Origin of the sequence: Polaromonas sp. YR568, from assembly GCF_943371715.1 — a bacterium.
Classification (GTDB): domain Bacteria; phylum Pseudomonadota; class Gammaproteobacteria; order Burkholderiales; family Burkholderiaceae_C; genus Polaromonas.
Genome location: NZ_CALRVW010000002.1, coordinates 231,088 through 248,036, shown reverse-complemented (window position 1 = coordinate 248,036; position 16,949 = coordinate 231,088). Strand labels below are relative to the sequence as shown.

The window sequence follows — 16,949 nt, the reverse complement described above, 5'->3', positions numbered from 1 at the left end:
GTCTTCTCAGGCGGTGTAACCCAGCAGTGGCACTTCCAGCTGGGCCTGCTGCGCCACCCGGATGCAGTCCTTCATGTGCTCCTCGCCAAGGTACCGGATCGCTGCATAACCGACGGTGGCCGCAACGATCTGGCCCGCGAAGGGCACGTATTTGGCGAGTTGTTTGGTGGTCAGGCGCATGCCGATTTTGGTGGCGGCCTTGAGGATCAGGTCTCTGGAGATGAGCTTGCCGATCAGGACCGAGCCGACCAGGGTGACCGCTTTCTGGACCTGCTCGCGCTTTGTGGGATCGAGCCGGTCGAGTTGCTGCGGCGTGAGGCCAAACTCCCGGTTGATTTCAGGAATCAGCTTCGACAGCATGGCGGCATCGACCGCCCAGTCGAGGCCGGGCACCGGCACGGCGCTGGCCGCGGCGGCGACCATGGCGCGTTTGTTGAGAAGCTTGCGGCTGCGAATCACCGCGGCCGCAAGGGCCGCGTCGTCGGAAGCCATCTGGAGGGCGGTAGGCATGAATGCACTTTAGCGCGAAATGCCCGTCGGGGTTAGAGCCGCAAGCCCAACCCCTCCGCTTAACGCCGGCTCAATGCCCGCTTGACGTCCATTCAGGCCAGTGAGGTTTCGATCTGCTCGGTGAGTTCCAGCCAGCGCTCTTCCAGCGTGCCCAGTTCGCTGGCTATGACCTTCAGGCGCTTGCCGGACTGCGCCAGCTCCGCCGGCGCGGTGGTGGTCGCCAGCGAAGCCTGCAGGCTGTCGCGCTCCGCGTTCAGCGACTGCATGCGGGCGTCGATTTTTTCCAGTTCCTTGCGCAAGGGTTTGGTCGTGTCCGATTGCTGTTGTCGGCGCTGCGCGTCGTCCTTCTTGCTGGCCGGTTTCTTGGCATCAAAAGTGGCGTCAGTCGGCGTCACTGCTGCGCTCACAGCTACTGTTTTGGTAGCAACTGCAGCCGGGGCGGTGGTGCTGGTGGACTTTTTGGCTTCTTCTCGCTGGCGCTTGGCTTCGTCGAGCAGGTAACGCTGGTAGTCGTCGAGGTCGCCGTCGAACGGCGCGACGCCGCCACGCGAGACCATCCAGAACTCGTCGCACACCGCGCGCAACAAGGCGCGATCGTGGCTGACCAGCATGACCGTGCCTTCAAACTCGTTGAGGGCCATCGACAAGGCTTCACGGGTGGCCAGGTCCAGGTGGTTGGTCGGCTCATCGAGCAGCAGCAGGTTGGGGCGCTGCCAGACGATCATGCACAGAACGAGACGCGCTTTTTCGCCACCGCTCATGCTGCCGACGGCCTGCTTGACCATGTCGCCGCCGAAATTGAAGTTGCCCAGAAAGCTGCGCAAGTCCTGCTCGCGGGTCTGCTGGCCGCCTATTTTGCCGGCGGCGGTGACTTCCTTGACGAGCCGGATCATGTGTTCCAGCGGGTTGTCGGCCGGGCGCAGCACGTCGAGTTCCTGCTGCGCGAAGTAACCGATGTTCAGGCCCTTGCCTTCAGTCATCTCACCACTGAGGGGGGCCAGTGCACGCGCGATGGTCTTGACCACGGTGGACTTGCCCTGGCCGTTGGCACCCAGGATGCCGATGCGCTGGCCGGCCAGCACCGACTTGCTGACGTTCTGCACGATGACGGTGGGTGGTGTGCCTGCGGGCGCATCGACCGGCGGCGGGTAGCCGAAGTCGACGTGCTGCATCGAGAGCATGGGGTTGGGCAGGTTCGCCGGCTCCTTGAACTCGAAGGTGAAGTCGGCTTCGGCCAGCAGCGGTGCGATTTTCTCCATGCGGTCCAGCGCCTTGACCCGGCTTTGCGCCTGCTTGGCCTTGCTGGCCTTGGCCTTGAAACGGGCAATGAATTTCTGCAGGTGGGCAATCTTGTCCTGCTGCTTGTTGAACGCACCCTGCTGCAGCGCCATCTGCTCGGCGCGCAGGTCTTCAAACTTGCTGTAGTTGCCGCCGTAGCGGGTCAGCTTGGCGCCTTCAATGTGCACGGTGACATCGGTCACGGCATCGAGGAACTCGCGGTCATGGCTGATGACCAGCATGGTGCCCTGGTAACGCTTGAGCCAGGCTTCCAGCCAGACCAGCGCATCCAGGTCCAGGTGATTGGTCGGTTCGTCGAGCAGCAGCAGGTCGGACGGGCACATCAGCGCGCGCGCCAGCTGCAGGCGCATGCGCCAGCCGCCGGAAAAACTGTTGACCGGGTTGTCGAGCTCGCTGAGCTTGAAGCCCAGGCCGAGGATCAGCGCCTGGGCTCTCGCCGGCGCGTCGTGCGCGCCCGAGTCGTAGAGCTCCATGTAGGCATGCGCCATGCGGTCGCCGTCGCCGCTGGCTTCGGCGGCATCGACCTCGGCCTGCGCGGCCTGCAGCACCACGTCGCCTTCGATGACGTAGCTGGTGGCGCTTTGTTCGGTCTCGGGCATGTCCTGGGCGACCTGTGCCATGCGCCACTGGGCGGGGATGTAGAACTCACCGCCGTCTTCGTGCAGCGTGCCGTTGAGCATGGCAAACAGCGAGGACTTGCCGGCGCCATTGCGCCCCACCAGGCCGACTTTTTCGCCGGGGTTGAGGGTGACAGACGCGCTGTCGAGAATCACTTTGGCGCCGCGACGCAGCACCACGTTTTTAAGGGTAATCATTTAAACCAAGCAGACACAAGAAAAATAGCCAGTCGGCGCGCTGCGCCCCAATGACGACCCGAGACGCAAGTCTCAAGCCAGCTGTTGGCGCGTGAGGAGCAGAACCTGGTCGGGGCCGGCGCTGGTTTCAAACCAGAGCGGTTCCAGGTGCGGGAAGGCGCGTTCAAAATTCTCGCGCTCGTTGCCGATTTCCAGCACCAAAACACCATTTTCGCTCATATGGCCGGCCGCGTTTAGAAAAAGGCTTCGAATGAAGTCCATGCCGTCCTCGCCGCCGGCCAGCGCCAGGGCTGGCTCGGCCCTGAATTCGGCCGGCAGGGCGGCCATGCTGGCGGCATTCACATAGGGCGGGTTGCACAGAATCAGGTCGTAGGGGCCGGGGCAGGCGGCGAGCCCGTCGGACTCGATCAGGGTGATGCGGTCCTGCAGCTGATGCCGGTCCACATTGATGCGGGCCACCGCCAGGGCGTCCGGGCTGATGTCGGCCGCGTCCACCAACACGTCCGGGTAACACAGGGCCGCCAGCACGGCCAGGCTGCCGTTGCCGGTGCACAGGTCCAGCACGCGCCGCGTGTCAACGCTCAGCCAGGGGTCGATGTCGCCATCGGCGAGGAGCTCGGCAATCAGGGAGCGTGGAATGATCACGCGTTCATCGACGTAAAAGGGCACACCCTGCAGCCAGGCTTCCTTCGTCAGGTAGGCGGCGGGTTGGCGTGTGCTGATGCGTGCTTCCAAAAGAAGAGCTACCTGCGCAGCATCGGCGGGGGTTACCGGCTGATTTTCCACTTCATCGAGCTCGTCCAGCGGCAAGCCAAGGCGCCACAGCACCAGCCAGGCGGCTTCGTCGAAAGCGGTGAGGGTGCCCTGGCCAAAACCGTCGGCCTGGCTCAGGCCGGCAGCCTCCAGCCTGTCCGCCCAATGCTCGACCAGCGAGAGCACCGTGGGTTGGCTGTCCGGGCTCATAAGGCGGCCAGGCGCTCCATCACGCCCTTGTAGATGTTTTTCAGTGGGTCCAGCGAACTCACCAGCACATGTTCGTCAATCTTGTGGATGGAGGCGTTGATCGGGCCGAACTCGATCAGTTGCGGACAGATGCTGGCGATAAACCGCCCGTCGCTGGTGCCACCGGTGGTTGACAACTCGGTCTGCAGCCCGGTCTCGGCACGGATGGACTCGCTGACGGCCTGCACCAGCTCGCCCGGCGTGGTCAGAAAGGGCTGGCCGCCCAGGGTCCAGGCCAGCGTGTAGTCGAGTTTGTGTTGCTGCAGGATGGCTTCCAGCCGCGTTTTCAGGGTGTCGGCGGTCGATTCGGTGGAAAAGCGGAAGTTGAAGTCCACCACCAGCTCGCCCGGGATGATGTTGGACGCGCCGGTGCCACCGTGCACATTCGAGACCTGCCAGCTGGTGGCTGGAAAAAACGCATTGCCGGCATCCCACTCGGTGGCGACCAGCTCGGCCAGCGCGGGCGCAAAGGCGTGAATCGGGTTTTTGGCCAGGTGCGGGTAGGCGATATGGCCTTGCACGCCCTTGACCGTGAGCTTGCCGCTCAGCGTGCCGCGGCGGCCGTTCTTGATCATGTCGCCGAGCTGGTCCACCGAGGTCGGCTCGCCGACGATGCAGTAGTCCAGCACCTCGCCGCGGGCCTTCAACTGCTGGACCACCACGGCGGTGCCGTCCACCGACGGGCCTTCCTCGTCGCTGGTGATCAAAAAGGCGATGGACAGATTCGGTTGCGGGTTGGCCGTCAGGAACTCCTCGACGGCGACCACCATCGCTGCGATCGAGCTTTTCATGTCGGCGGCGCCGCGCCCGTACAACACACCGTCGCGGTGGCTGGGGGTGAACGGCGGGCTGGTCCACTGGTCCAGTGGGCCGGTCGGCACCACATCGGTGTGACCGGCAAAGACCAGGGTTTTCGGCGCTATCGAATCAGGAGCTGCCTGCGACCGCCCCGTCTGAGCTACAGGCCTGAAACCCTTGAAGGTTGCCCACAGGTTGGTGACGCGGAAGTGCTCCGGCCCGCTGACGATGGTTTCGCAGTCAAAACCCAGCGGCTGCAGACGTGTGGCCAGGAGGGCCTGGCAACCCGCGTCGTCAGGCGTGACGGACGGGCAGGCGATCAGTTGTTCTGCAAGGCGGAGGGTAGCGGACATGAATCGGTGCAGGGCGGTATTTACAGGGGGGTGAAGCCGGTGGTGCCGTACTTCGAGTTGGAGCCCGAGTCCGGGCGTACGTCGAGCGTGATTTCGGTGAAGGAGGCTTCGTCATCCGGATCTTCTTCGGGCTCTTCTGCAGCCTTGGCGGCCATGGCAAAGTCGTTTTCCAGGCGCCACATCAGGTTGGTCGGCGAGTCGGCATGCAACAGGCCTTCCTTGCGCGTGACGGTGCCGTTGACGATCAGCTTGGCGATGTCCTGCTCGAAGGTCTGCGAGCCTTCGGCCATGGATTTTTCCATCGCCTCCTTGACGCCGGAGAAGTCGCCTTTCTCGATCAGTTCCGAGATCAGCTTGGTGTTGAGCATGACCTCCACCGCCGGCGTGCGGCCGCCCGCCTGCGTGCGCAGCAGGCGCTGCGAGACGATGGCCTTCATCGCCGCGCCGAGGTCGCCGAGCATGGTGTTGCGCACCTCGACCGGGTAAAAACTCAGGATGCGGTTGAGCGCCTGGTAGCTGTTGTTGGCGTGCATGGTGGCCAGGCACAGGTGCCCGGACTGCGCATAGGCAATCGCGGCCGACATGGTTTCGCGGTCGCGGATCTCGCCGATCAGGATCACGTCGGGCGCCTGGCGCAGCGCGTTTTTCAGCGCCACCTGCAGCGACTGCGTGTCGCTGCCGACCTCGCGCTGGTTGACCACCGACTTCTTGTTGGTGAACAAAAACTCGACCGGGTCCTCGATCGTCAGGATGTGACCGGACTGGGTCGCGTTGCGGTGGTCCATCATGGACGCCAGCGTGGTGCTTTTGCCGGCGCCGGTGGAGCCCACCATCAGCAGCAGCCCGCGCTTTTCCAGGATCAGGTCCGCCAGGATGGGCGGCACGTTGAGGCTCTCGAGCGGCGGAATTTCACCGGGCACGTAGCGGATCACGGCGGCATAGGTGCTGCGCTGCCTGAAACCGCTGATGCGGAAATTGCCGACACCGGCCAGCGGGAAACCCATGTTGAGCTCGCCGAGTTCTTCCAGCTCCTCGATGCGCTCGGGCGGCAGCAGCTCGGCCAGCAGGTTGCGAGGCGCTTCGGGCGGCAGGATCTGGCTGTTGATCGGAATCGCCTCGCCATTGATCTTGATGAGGGCCGGCGAATGGGCCGACAGATAGACGTCGGAGGCCTTTTTGTCGGCCATCAAACGCAGGATACGTTCCATCGTGCTCATGGTCTGCGCAGTCATCGTCGGTTCCGATCAATCAGTCAGTCAGGGAGGCGATCAATCACGAAGGAGATCGTTCAGGCTGGTGGTCGCGCGGGTCTTGGCGTCTACCTTCTTGACGATCACGGCGCAGTACAGGCTGTATTTGCCGCCGGCCTTGGGCAGGTTGCCCGACACCACGACGGAACCGGCCGGAATGCGGCCATAGGTCACGGTATCCGCCTCGCGGTCGTAAATCGGGGTGCTCTGGCCGATGTACACACCCATGGAAATCACCGAGTTTTCCTCGACGATCACGCCTTCCACCACCTCGGAGCGTGCGCCGATGAAGCAGTTGTCCTCGATGATGGTCGGGTTGGCCTGCAGGGGTTCGAGCACGCCGCCCAGACCGACCCCGCCGGACAGGTGCACGTTTTTGCCGACCTGCGCGCAACTGCCGACGGTGGCCCAGGCGTCCACCATGGTGCCTTCGTCCACATAGGCGCCGATGTTCACGTAGCTGGGCATCAGGATCGCGCCCTTGGCGATGTAGCTGCCGCGGCGGGCCACGGCGGGCGGCACCACACGCACGCCGCTTTCCTTCATTTCCTGCTCGCTCAGGTGTGAGAACTTGGTCGGCACCTTGTCATAAAAGCCCAAGTCGCCGGCGCGCATCAGCACGTTGTCTTTCAGGCGAAAGCTCAGCAGCACGGCTTTCTTGATCCACTGGTGCGTGGTCCACTGGCCCACACCCTGGCGCGTGGCGACGCGCAGGCGGCCGCCGTTGAGTTCGGAAATCGTGTGCTCGACCGCATCCTGGATCTCCTTGGACGCAGCCTGCGGCGAAAGGTTGGCGCGGTCTTCCCAGGCGGCGTTGATGATGCTTTGGAGTTGGTCTTGATTCATTTTTTTCAGATCAGGTGGATTGGATAAATTGAACGATTCTTTCGGCAGCTTCCACACATTCAGCGGTTTCAGCCACCAGCGCCATGCGGATGCGCCCGGTACCGGGGTTGTGGCCCCGGGCTTCGCGGGCAAGGTAACTGCCGGGCAACACCACCACATTGTAAAGAGCGAGCAGCTCGCGCGAAAACGCAGGGTCGTTGTTGTCAAAACGTGCCGGAATCTGCGCCCACAGGTAAAACCCGGCGTCGGGCAGGGCCACGTCCATGACGCTGGCCAGCAAGGGGGTGACCTTGGCAAACTTCTCGCGGTACTGCGCGCGGTTCTCCACCACATGTTTCTCGTCGTTCCAGGCGGCGATGCTGGCCGCCTGCACGATCGGGCTCATGGCGCTGCCATGGTAGGTGCGGTAGAGCAGAAAGGGCTTGATCAGCGCCGCGTCACCGGCGACAAAACCGCTGCGCAGGCCCGGCACATTGCTGCGTTTGGACAGGCTGGTCAGCGCGATGATGTTTTTGAAGTCGGGCCGGCCCAGCTGCGCCGCGGCCTGCAGCGAGCCCAGCGGCGGTTCGTCGCGGAAATAGATCTCGCTGTAACACTCGTCCGAGGCGATCACAAAACCGTGTTTGTCGCTCAGTTCAAACAGCAGCTTCCACTCGTCCAGCCCCATAACCGCGCCGGTCGGGTTGCCGGGCGAGCAGACAAACAGCAGCTGCGTTTTGGCCCAGACCTCCTGCGGCACGGCTGCCCAGTCCACTGCGAAGTTGCGCGCCGGGTCGCTGGGCGCGAACCAGGTGTCGGCGCCGGCCAGCAGGGCCGCACCTTCGTAGATTTGATAGAACGGGTTCGGGCTGACCACGGTCGCGCCGGTCAGCGTGGGGTCAATCACGGTCTGCGCCAGCGCGAACAGCGCCTCGCGCGAGCCGTTGACCGGCAGGATCTGCGTGGCCGGGTCCAGCGCCAGGCCGTAACGGCGCTGCAGCCAGTCGGCCATGGCCTGCCGCAGCTTGGGTTCGCCGGCGGTGGCCGGGTAGCTGGCCAGGCCAGCCAGGCTGGCGCTCAGGGCGGTCTTGATTAGTTCCGGCGTCGCATGCCGGGGTTCGCCAATGCCCAGGCTGATGGGTCGGTAGGCCGGGTTGGGCGTGACGTCGGCGTGGAGCTGGCGCAGCCGCTCGAAGGGGTAGGGCTGCAGGCGTTTCAACAATGGATTCATCGCCCGGATTATCCCGTGTGAACACCGCGCGGGCGGCGGCCGGCCAGCCTCCAAAGCTGCTTTGCTACGAAAAATATAGCTGCTTGCGCAAGACAGACAAGGGCTGGAGGCCATTTTGATGCATGAATTCGGGGATGAACCGGCCACGGAAGGGCGCGCCACCACCGCCACCATGGCCTGCGCGGCGCCGGTCACCATTTTTTACAGCGGTCCGGGCGTCGGGCTCGGGTAACATTGCGGCCTGTGCATTGCCTGAAGCAAGCCGGGCATTCCAGAAAAGTGCCATACAAATCAACAGCTTAGCTTCAAGGGTCTTCCAGCGCCAGGAATAAAAACAGGGTCCGCCGTGCGTCTCAATTCAATCAAGTTATCCGGCTTCAAATCGTTCGCGGAGCCGACCAATTTCGTGCTGCCGGGCCAGCTGATCGGTGTGGTCGGCCCCAACGGCTGCGGCAAGTCCAACATCATGGATGCCGTGCGCTGGGTGCTCGGCGAAAGCAAGGCCAGCGAGCTGCGCGGCGAATCCATGCAGGACGTGATCTTCAACGGCACCAACCTGCGCAAGCCGGCCAGCCGCTCCAGCGTCGAGCTGGTGTTCGACAACGCCGACCACCGTGCCGGCGGCCAGTGGGGCCAGTTCGCCGAAATTGCCGTCAAGCGCGTGCTCACGCGCGATGGCACCTCCAGCTACTACCTGAACAACCAGCCGGTGCGCCGGCGCGACGTGCAGGACGTGTTCCTCGGCACCGGCCTGGGCCCGCGCGCCTACGCCATCATCGGCCAGGGCACGATCAGCCGCATCATCGAATCCAAACCCGAAGAGCTGCGCCTGTTCCTCGAGGAAGCGGCCGGCGTCTCCAAGTACAAGGAGCGCCGGCGCGAAACCGCCAACCGCCTGAGCGACACGCGCGAGAACCTGACCCGCGTCGAGGACATCCTGCGCGAGCTTAATGCCAATCTCGAAAAGCTCGAGAAACAGGCCGAGGTCGCGCTGCGCTACAACACCTTGCACGCCGACGCCACGCTCAAGCAGCACCAGCTCTGGTTCCTCAAACGCGCCGAAAGCGAGGCCGACCAAGCCAAGGTGAAAGCCGATGCCGCCAAGTCGGTCAATGACCTCGAAAGCCGCATCGCCGACCTGCGCCATATCGAAGCCGACCTGGAAACCATCCGCCAGGCGCATTACGCCGCCGGCGACCAGGTCAACCAGGCCCAGGGCAAGCTCTACGAAGCCAGCGCCGAAGTCGGCCGGCTCGAGGCCGAAATCCGTTTTGTGGTCGAAGGCCGGCAACGCGTCGAGCAGCGCCTGGCGCAACTGAAGGAACAGACCAGCCAGTGGGCCGCGCGCAAGGAAGAGGCCGCGCTGGAAACCGAAACCCTGACCGAGCGCGCCATCCAGGCCGAAGAGCAGGCCGAGCTGCTGGCCGCGCAGAGTGAAGACCAGGCCGGCCAGTTGCCCGCGCTGGAAGAAGCACTGCGCGCCGCACAATCCAAAGCCAATGAGCAGCGCAGCAGCGTCGGCCAGGTGCAGCAGCAGATCCAGGTGCTGGCCGCCGACCAGCGCAACATCGAGGAACAGTCGCGCACCCTGGGCCTGCGCCACGAACGCTTGACGGCCGACAAAAACGCCCTCAATGCGCCCGACGAGGCGCGCCTCGTCAACTTGAACACCCAGTTCGCCGCGGCCAAGGAAGCGCAGGACGAAGCCGAAGCCAGGCTGCACGAGCTGACCGACAGCGTGCCCCAGCTCGACGAAGACCGCCGCGCCAAGCAGCAGGCCGTCAACACCGAGTCGGCGAAACAGGCCGACCTGTCGGCGCGCATGGAAGCACTCAAGGCGCTGCAGGAAAAGGTCAAGACCGACGGCAAACTCAAGCCTTGGCTGGCCAAACATGGCCTCGATGGACTGCAGGGTCTCTGGAGCCGCATCCACATCGAGCAGGGCTGGGAAAACGCGCTCGAAGCCGCGCTGCGTGAGCGGCTCGGCGCGCTCGAAGTCTCGCGCCTGGACATGGTGCGCGGTTTTGCCGGCACCGACGGCCGCGACACACCGCCGGCCAAACTCTCGTTTTATTCGCCGCCAACGGCCGCCACACCGGCCAGCGCGTCTCCAAGTGGCCTGAAACCCCTGGCCGATCTGCTGCGTCTGGGCGATGCCGGCCAGACGGCGCTGTTGGGCGACTGGCTGCACGGCTGCCTGACCGCCGCCAGCGTCGACGAAGCCCTGGCGGCGCGCCAGAAGCTGCAGGCCGGGGAAGTCATTTACGTGAAAAGTGGCCACGCGGTCACCCTGCACAGCGTGAGTTTTTACGCCCAGGATTCCGAGCAGGCCGGCCTGCTGGCCCGGGCCCAGGAAATCGAAAACCTCGAAAAACAGCTGCGCGCCCAGGCCCTGATCAGCGACGAGGCACGCAGTGCCCTGATTCGCGCCGAAGCGGCGTATGCCGATGCGGCCCAGCGCCTGGCCACCGCACGCCGCGAGGCCGCCGAAGGCCAGAGCCGCACGCACGAGCTGCAGGTCGAGGTGCTGCGCCTGACCCAGCTGGCCGAACAGACGCGCGCGCGCAGCGAGCAGATCGCCGGTGACCTCGCTGAAATCGACGCGCAGATGAACGACCTGCAGGAGCGCAGGGTGACGGCCGAAGGGCGTTTTGAAGAGCTGGACATGCAGCTGGCCGACAGCCAGGAGCGCCACGCCCAGCTCGACGACCGCGTCATCGAGGCCGAACGCAAACTCAACGAATCACGCGAGCAGCAGCGCGCGCTGGAGCGCCAGTCGCAGGAAGCGCAATTTGCGCTGCGCAGCCTGGCCTCGCGCCGCGATGAACTGACGCGCTCCATCGATATTGCTGCGCAGCAGGCCGCGTCGATCGCCGGCGAGGAAGAGCGCGCCAAAGAAGAGCTTTCGCGCCTGACGGACGCTGCGGCCCAGGCCGGCCTGCAGGACGCGCTCAACGTCAAGCTGGAGCGCGAGGCCGACCTCGGCGCCAAACGCAGCCAGTACGACGACCTGACCACCAAGCTGCGCGCCAGCGACGAGCGGCGGCTGCAGCTCGAACGCGAACTCGAGCCGCTGCGCCAGCGCATCACCGAGTTCCAGCTCAAGGAGCAGGCCGCACGCCTGGGCTTCGAGCAGTACGCCCAACTGCTGGCAGACGCGCAGGCCGACCTGGCTGCCGTTGAAGAATCCATCCAGACCGGCAATGTGCGCCTGACCGGCCTGCAGGGCGAGATCGACCGCAGCAACCGCGAGATCCAGTCCCTGGGCGCGGTGAACCTGGCCGCGCTCGACGAGCTGGCCAGCGCCCGCGAACGCAAGCAGTTTCTCGACGCGCAGTCGGCCGACCTGAACGAGGCCATGACCACGCTGGAAGACGCGATCAAGAAGATCGACGCCGAAACGCGCGACCTGCTGTCGAGCACCTTCGAGACGGTGAACCGGCATTTCGGCGAGATGTTCCCGCGCCTGTTCGGCGGCGGCAACGCCAAACTGATGATGACCGGCGAGGAAATCCTCGACGCCGGCGTGCAGGTGCTGGCCCAACCACCCGGCAAGAAAAACCAGACCATCCACCTGCTGTCGGGCGGCGAAAAAGCCCTGACCGCGATTGCGCTGGTGTTCGCGATTTTCCAGCTCAACCCGGCACCGTTCTGCCTGCTCGACGAGGTCGACGCGCCGCTGGACGACGCCAACACCGAGCGTTACGCCAAGCTGGTGGCCAGCATGAGCAAGGAAACCCAGTTCCTGTTCATCAGCCACAACAAGATCGCCATGGAAATGGCCGAACAGCTGATCGGCGTGACCATGCAGGAGCAGGGCGTTTCGCGCATCGTCGCCGTCGACATGGAAGCAGCGCTTGGTTTCGCTGAAGCAGCGTAAATAAAGATGAGCACACTCCAGATCAGTTTGGCCATTCTTGGCGGTTTGATTCTTGCCATCGTGGTGGCGCACAGCACCTGGTCCGCCCGCAAGAACCTGCCGCGGCGCGCCACGCCCGACCCGGCGACCGCGCCGGTGGAGCCGGTCGGCGAGCCTTCCTTTGACACCGCGCCGGAGCGCCGGGAGCCCGGTTTTGACCGCGACTCCGGCCTCGACGCGCTGACCGCCATGACCGTGCCCGAGAAAAAACCCGGGCTCGATGCACTGATCGACGTCATTGCGCCGATTCTGGTGGACGTGCCGGTGTCGGGCGAGGCCGCGCTGGCAGCCATGCCCGCCACGCGCCGTGCCGGCAGCAAGCCGTTTGCGGTGGAAGGCCTGAATGCCGCGACCGGCGCCTGGGAAACCCCGTTTGCGGGCCAGCGCTACAGCGCCTTCCAGGCCGGCGTGCAGCTGGCCAACCGCACCGGCGCGCTGAACCAGATCGAGTTTTCGGAATTTGTCATCAAGGCGCAGGCCTTTGCCGATGCGATTGACGGCCAGCCCGAGTTTCCCGACATGCTCGACGAGGTCGCCCGGGCCCGCGAACTGGACAACTTTGCCAGCGCCCATGATGCGCAGCTGAGCTTCACGCTGCGCGCAAAAAACACCGCCTGGAGCCCCGGCTATGTGCACCAGAGCGCCGCCAAGCTCGGTTTTGTCACCGGCTCCATTCCCGGCCGCATGGTGCTGCCGGCCAGCGAGTCCGGCCATGCGCCCATCCTCGGGCTGGCCTTCGACACGCAGGCGGCCATGGCCGAGGACCCGGAGCAGACCGCCCTGCGCGAACTCACGCTGTCGCTGGACGTGCCGCAGGTGCTGCGTTCCGAGCAGCCGTTTGTGCGCATGTGCGAGGCCGCGATCGCGCTGGCCACCAGCATGGACGGCGTGATCATCGACGACCAGGGCCAGCCGATCCGGCCCGAGGCCATGGAAATCATCCACGCCGACCTCGAGCAGCTCTACGACACGCTGGAAGGCCGCGACATGCCGGCCGGCTCGGCGCTGGGCCGGCGCCTGTTCTCCTGAGTTTTCCTCCCATGGTCACCCCCGACATGTTTGCGCCGCCTGAGCCGCGGAAGAAGCCTTCGCCCGCCGAACGCGCCGCTGCCCTGCGCGCCCAGCTCGACGAACACGCGCACCGCTACTACGTGCTCGACGAGCCAACCATTCCCGACGCTGAATACGACCGGCTGTTCCGGGAACTGCAGGCGCTGGAAGCACAGCACCCCGAACTGGCCAGCCCGGATTCGCCGACCCGGCGGGTGGGTGGCAAGCCGCTGGACCAGTTCGCCAGCGTGCGCCATGCCGTGCCCATGCTGAGCATCCGCACCGAAACCGACACCGAGGCGACGGGGGCACGAAATTTCGATGTCCGCGTGCGCAAGGAGCTGGGCCTGGGCGAGGGCGATCCGCCGGTGGAATATGTGGCCGAACTCAAGTTCGACGGCCTGGCGATCAACCTGCGCTACGAGCAGGGCGTGCTGGTGCAGGCGGCGACACGCGGCGACGGCGAAACCGGCGAGGACGTGACGCAGAACATCCGCACGATACGGCAAATCCCGTTGCGTTTGCCGAAGGATGCCCCGCCGGTGCTGGAAGTACGCGGCGAGGTCTACATGCGCCGCGACCATTTCGAGTCGCTCAACGAGCGGCAGCGCGAAAAAATCGCCAAGGGTGCGAAGGGCGAAAAAACCTTTGTGAACCCGCGCAATGCGGCCGCCGGTGCGGTGCGCCAGCTGGACCCGGCGATTGCCGCGCAGCGCCCGCTGAGCTTTTTTGCCTACGGCGTCGGCGAAGTCACGCCGCCGCAGGAGGGCGGGCCGGATTTTGAGACCCACTTCCAGCTGCTGCTGACCCTCAAATCATGGGGTTTTCCGGTCGCAGCCCAGACGCAGACTGCGCAAGGCGCTTCTGAATTGATAGCATTTCACGAGAAGATGGGGCGCGAGCGCGACCAGCTGCCCTATGACATCGACGGCGTGGTCTACAAGGTCAACAGCCTGGCCTTGCAGAAAAAGCTCGGTTTTGTCACGCGCGAGCCGCGCTGGGCGGTGGCGCACAAGTACCCTGCCCAGGAGCAGATGACCACCGTGCTGGCGATAGACGTGCAGGTGGGCCGCACCGGCAAACTCACGCCGGTGGCCAAGCTGGCGCCGGTGTTCGTCGGCGGCGTGACCGTGACCAACGCCACGCTGCACAACGAGGACGAGGCCAGGCGCAAGGACGTGCGTATCGGCGACACGGTGATCGTGCGCCGCGCCGGCGACGTGATCCCCGAGGTGGTCAGCGTGCTGCTGGACAAACGGACACAGCACGCGCCGCAGTTCACCATGCCACGCACCTGCCCGGTGTGCGGCTCGGACGCCGTGCGCGAAGAGGGCGAGGCCGACTACCGATGCACCGGCGGACTCTTCTGCGCGGCCCAGCGCAAGGAAGCCATCCTGCATTACGCGCACCGGCGCGCGGTCGAGATCGAGGGTCTGGGCGACAAACTCGTCGAGCAACTGGTCGACGCCGGTGTGGTCCGCACCCTGCCGGACCTCTACCGCCTGGGCCTGACGGCGCTGGCCGGCCTGGAGCGCATGGCCGACAAATCGGCCAACAACCTGCTCGAGGCCCTTGAAAAGTCCAAGCAGACGACCTTGCCGCGTTTCCTGTTCGGCCTGGGCATCCGGCATGTCGGGGAGGCCACGGCCAAGGAACTGGCGCGCCATTTCGGCAGCCTCGACGCGGTCATGGACGCGACCGAGGAGCAACTGCTCGAGGTCAGCGATGTCGGCCCCATCGTCGCCCAGAGCATACGCACCTTCTTCGACCAGCCGCACAACCGCGAGGTGGTCGAACAGTTGCGCGCCTGCGGCGTCACCTGGCCGGAGGGGGAGCCGGCGGTACGTGCGCCGCAACCGCTGTCGGGCAAGACGTTTGTGATCACCGGCACCCTGCCGACGCTGAGCCGCGACGAGGCCAAGGACCGGGTCGAGGCCGCAGGCGGCAAGGTGGCCGGGTCGGTCAGCAAAAAAACCGACTTCGTGGTCGCCGGCACGGAAGCCGGCAGCAAGCTGACCAAGGCCCAGGCGCTGGGTGTGGCCATCATCGACGAAGCAGCCCTGCTGGCCATGCTGGCCGCTCCCGCGGACTGACGCCTTCAAGTTTCCGGCGGCGCAGCTTCGTCGCTGAGGTGTTCCGGCCGGCGCCATAGCCAGGCCAGCACGGCGACCATGCAGCCGATGGCGAGCAAGGCCACCCAGCGTTTTGGTACCACCACCAGCATGAAAGCGGCGCTGGCCCCCATGGCCGCCGTGGCCATCCATTTGGCACGCCGGCGCACCACGCCGCCGCGGCGCCACTCAACCAGCATGGGCCCGAAGGCGGTGTGGCTTTCCAGCCAGGCCAGCAGTCGCGGCGAACTGCGCGTCGCGGCCCAGGCCGACAACAGGATGAAGGGAACGGTCGGCATCACCGGCACAAAGATGCCGATCACGCCCAGGGCCAGGCTCAGCAGGGCCAGAACCAGCAGCGCCCAGCGCGTCACCAGGGGAAGCGGGGCGAGAGGCTTGGCAGGAAGCTCAGGCGGGCGGAAGGAGGGCTCGGACATGCCCCATTTTGCCGTGCCGCAGGCGGCATGAGCGTCCCGACTTCATCCTGTTTCGGTATGCTCGACGGTTTGACGACAGAGCACACAGGATTTCCATGACCGTACGCGACATTCTCAAAATGGGCGACCCGCGCCTGCTGCGGGTAGCCCAGCCCGTGACCGGCTTCGACACCGGTGAGCTGCACCTGTTGGTGGCTGACATGTTCGAGACCATGCGTGCCGTCAACGGTGCCGGCCTGGCCGCGCCGCAGATCGGCGTGGACCTGCAACTGGTGATTTTCGGCACGGACGCGGTGAACCCGCGTTACCCCGATGCGCCCCTGGTGCCGCGCACGGTGCTGCTGAACCCGGTCATCACACCCCTGTCGGACGACGAGGAAAACGGCTGGGAGGGTTGTCTCTCGGTACCCGGCCTGCGTGGCATGGTGCCGCGCTTCTCAAGCATCCGCTACACCGGCTTCGATCCTTACGGCGATCCGATCGAGCGCACGGTGGACGGCTTTCACGCACGGGTGGTGCAGCACGAGTGTGACCACCTGATGGGTGTGTTGTACCCGATGCGCATCCGGGACTTCACCCAGTTCGGCTACACCGAAGTGCTGTTCCCCGGGCTGGACGCCACGGACGATTAACCGCCGGACCAGCCCTCAGCCAACGCGGGGCGCTGGCAGGTCTGCCGGCAAGGGCACACCGTGGCCGGCCCCCAGCACCGAGCGCCACCAGCGGACCGACCCTTCGGCCGGTACCGGCGATGGGGTGGCGGCGCCGGGTTGCACATAGTCGATCGTCACGCGGCGGCGGTAGCGGGCGACATCCTCACCCGCCAGTTCAATCAGGGGTCTGGCGGCCCCCCGGCTTTGCACCAGCAACTGGTCAGGCGCCGCGCCGGCCTTGATGAGCGCTGCCCGGACGGCCAGGGCCCGGCGGTCACCCATGAGCCAGAAAAAGCGGTGGCTACCGGTGCCGCAACTGTGGCCGGAGACCACGGCAGCCAGATCAGGGTGGGCGACGAGGTAGGCCGCATGGGCGTCCAGCAGTTGCCCGTAGGTCTCGGGCACCAGCCAGTTGTCCGGTTCGAAAAATACCTGGTGGGCGAGTGGTCGGCCGTCGCTGGCGCAGGTGCCCGAGCAACGCCAGAGCTTTTCACGGGCCAGGAGGATCTGAATCTTGTGTGGCAAGGGGAACTCCTTGGGTGGGAATGGGGCCGGCGAGAAAGCGATCGCCAGGCGGCAGGGCCTGGACAAGGCCGCCTTCACAGGCCGGAAAGAACCCATTGTGTACCGTCAACGGCCACCAAGGACAGTTCAGGAAATTCTCAGGTGTAACTTTAATAAACTAATATAAGCATT

General features: G+C 65.2%; 13 protein-coding genes. 4 read left to right on the top strand and 9 right to left on the bottom strand.

Translation table 11 applies throughout. From position 1 onward, the window contains the following. Positions 1–6 precede the first annotated feature (6 nt). The 7 genes from AAG813_RS02570 to dapC all read right to left on the bottom strand — a co-directional run bounded on the left by AAG813_RS02570 (position 7) and on the right by dapC (position 8,083). Positions 7–510 carry a hypothetical protein gene (locus AAG813_RS02570; protein ID WP_341911511.1) on the bottom strand — a complete coding sequence of 168 codons (504 nt, stop codon included), beginning with the start codon at positions 508–510 and terminating at the stop codon, positions 7–9. 92 nt (positions 511–602) lie between these two features. Then, positions 603–2,624 (bottom strand): ATP-binding cassette domain-containing protein, encoded by a 2,022-nt coding sequence (locus AAG813_RS02565; RefSeq protein ID WP_341911510.1) that lies wholly within the window; start codon positions 2,622–2,624, stop codon positions 603–605. Positions 2,625–2,696: 72 nt separating this feature from the next. Continuing rightward, entirely contained in the window at positions 2,697–3,587 is an 891-nt protein-coding gene (gene prmB, locus AAG813_RS02560; protein WP_341911508.1) for a 50S ribosomal protein L3 N(5)-glutamine methyltransferase, read from the bottom strand. Continuing rightward, complete coding sequence (gene dapE, locus AAG813_RS02555; RefSeq protein ID WP_341911506.1) at positions 3,584–4,777, bottom strand: succinyl-diaminopimelate desuccinylase; 1,194 nt, start codon at positions 4,775–4,777, stop codon at positions 3,584–3,586. The genes prmB and dapE overlap by 4 nt, the downstream gene beginning before the upstream one ends. Positions 4,778–4,797: 20 nt before the next feature. Then, positions 4,798–5,994 (bottom strand): PilT/PilU family type 4a pilus ATPase, encoded by a 1,197-nt coding sequence (locus AAG813_RS02550; protein WP_341911616.1) that lies wholly within the window; start codon positions 5,992–5,994, stop codon positions 4,798–4,800. Positions 5,995–6,045: 51 nt separating this feature from the next. Continuing rightward, positions 6,046–6,873 carry a 2,3,4,5-tetrahydropyridine-2,6-dicarboxylate N-succinyltransferase gene (gene dapD / locus AAG813_RS02545; protein WP_096662426.1) on the bottom strand — a complete coding sequence of 276 codons (828 nt, stop codon included), beginning with the start codon at positions 6,871–6,873 and terminating at the stop codon, positions 6,046–6,048. Between the two features lie 10 nt (positions 6,874–6,883). Next, a complete protein-coding gene (gene dapC / locus AAG813_RS02540; RefSeq protein ID WP_341911503.1) occupies positions 6,884–8,083 on the bottom strand; it encodes a succinyldiaminopimelate transaminase in 1,200 nt (399 codons plus the stop codon). A gap of 346 nt (positions 8,084–8,429) precedes the next feature. Here dapC and smc point away from each other — a divergent pair, with 346 nt between their 5' ends. The 3 genes from smc to ligA are packed head-to-tail and all read left to right on the top strand — an operon-like array spanning position 8,430 to position 15,145. Then, positions 8,430–11,963: a chromosome segregation protein SMC gene (smc, locus tag AAG813_RS02535; RefSeq protein WP_341911501.1), complete on the top strand. Its 3,534-nt coding sequence runs from the start codon at positions 8,430–8,432 to the stop codon at positions 11,961–11,963. 6 nt (positions 11,964–11,969) lie between these two features. Continuing rightward, the gene (locus AAG813_RS02530; RefSeq protein WP_341911500.1) at positions 11,970–13,031 is read left to right on the top strand and encodes a cell division protein ZipA C-terminal FtsZ-binding domain-containing protein; all 1,062 of its coding nucleotides are present in this window, start codon (positions 11,970–11,972) and stop codon (positions 13,029–13,031) included. Positions 13,032–13,042: 11 nt separating this feature from the next. Next, positions 13,043–15,145, top strand: a complete 2,103-nt coding sequence (gene ligA, locus AAG813_RS02525) for an NAD-dependent DNA ligase LigA (RefSeq protein ID WP_341911498.1) — start codon at positions 13,043–13,045, stop codon at positions 15,143–15,145. 5 nt (positions 15,146–15,150) lie between these two features. On the opposite strand, the gene AAG813_RS02520 is transcribed toward ligA, so the two are convergent. Beyond that, a complete protein-coding gene (locus AAG813_RS02520; protein WP_341911496.1) occupies positions 15,151–15,600 on the bottom strand; it encodes a YbaN family protein in 450 nt (149 codons plus the stop codon). Between the two features lie 95 nt (positions 15,601–15,695). Between AAG813_RS02520 and def the strand changes: the two genes are divergently transcribed. Then, positions 15,696–16,232 carry a peptide deformylase gene (def, locus tag AAG813_RS02515; protein WP_341911493.1) on the top strand — a complete coding sequence of 179 codons (537 nt, stop codon included), beginning with the start codon at positions 15,696–15,698 and terminating at the stop codon, positions 16,230–16,232. A 15-nt stretch (positions 16,233–16,247) separates the two neighbouring features. On the opposite strand, the gene AAG813_RS02510 is transcribed toward def, so the two are convergent. Further along, positions 16,248–16,778, bottom strand: coding sequence for an OmpA family protein (locus AAG813_RS02510; RefSeq protein ID WP_341911491.1), 531 nt, complete (start codon positions 16,776–16,778; stop codon positions 16,248–16,250). Positions 16,779–16,949 lie beyond the last annotated feature (171 nt).

Excerpts from the sequence above, each read along its gene's own strand:
- AAG813_RS02570 (WP_341911511.1), bottom strand. The coding sequence starts at position 510 with ATGCCTACCGCCCTCCAGATGGCTTCCGACGACGCGGCCCTTGCGGCC.
- AAG813_RS02565 (WP_341911510.1), bottom strand. The coding sequence starts at position 2,624 with ATGATTACCCTTAAAAACGTGGTGCTGCGTCGCGGCGCCAAAGTGATT.
- prmB (WP_341911508.1), bottom strand. The coding sequence starts at position 3,587 with ATGAGCCCGGACAGCCAACCCACGGTGCTCTCGCTGGTCGAGCATTGG.
- dapE (WP_341911506.1), bottom strand. The coding sequence starts at position 4,777 with ATGTCCGCTACCCTCCGCCTTGCAGAACAACTGATCGCCTGCCCGTCC.
- AAG813_RS02550 (WP_341911616.1), bottom strand. The coding sequence starts at position 5,994 with ATGAGCACGATGGAACGTATCCTGCGTTTGATGGCCGACAAAAAGGCC.
- dapD (WP_096662426.1), bottom strand. The coding sequence starts at position 6,873 with ATGAATCAAGACCAACTCCAAAGCATCATCAACGCCGCCTGGGAAGAC.
- dapC (WP_341911503.1), bottom strand. The coding sequence starts at position 8,083 with ATGAATCCATTGTTGAAACGCCTGCAGCCCTACCCCTTCGAGCGGCTG.
- AAG813_RS02530 (WP_341911500.1), top strand. The coding sequence starts at position 11,970 with ATGAGCACACTCCAGATCAGTTTGGCCATTCTTGGCGGTTTGATTCTT.
- ligA (WP_341911498.1), top strand. The coding sequence starts at position 13,043 with ATGGTCACCCCCGACATGTTTGCGCCGCCTGAGCCGCGGAAGAAGCCT.
- AAG813_RS02520 (WP_341911496.1), bottom strand. The coding sequence starts at position 15,600 with ATGTCCGAGCCCTCCTTCCGCCCGCCTGAGCTTCCTGCCAAGCCTCTC.
- def (WP_341911493.1), top strand. The coding sequence starts at position 15,696 with ATGACCGTACGCGACATTCTCAAAATGGGCGACCCGCGCCTGCTGCGG.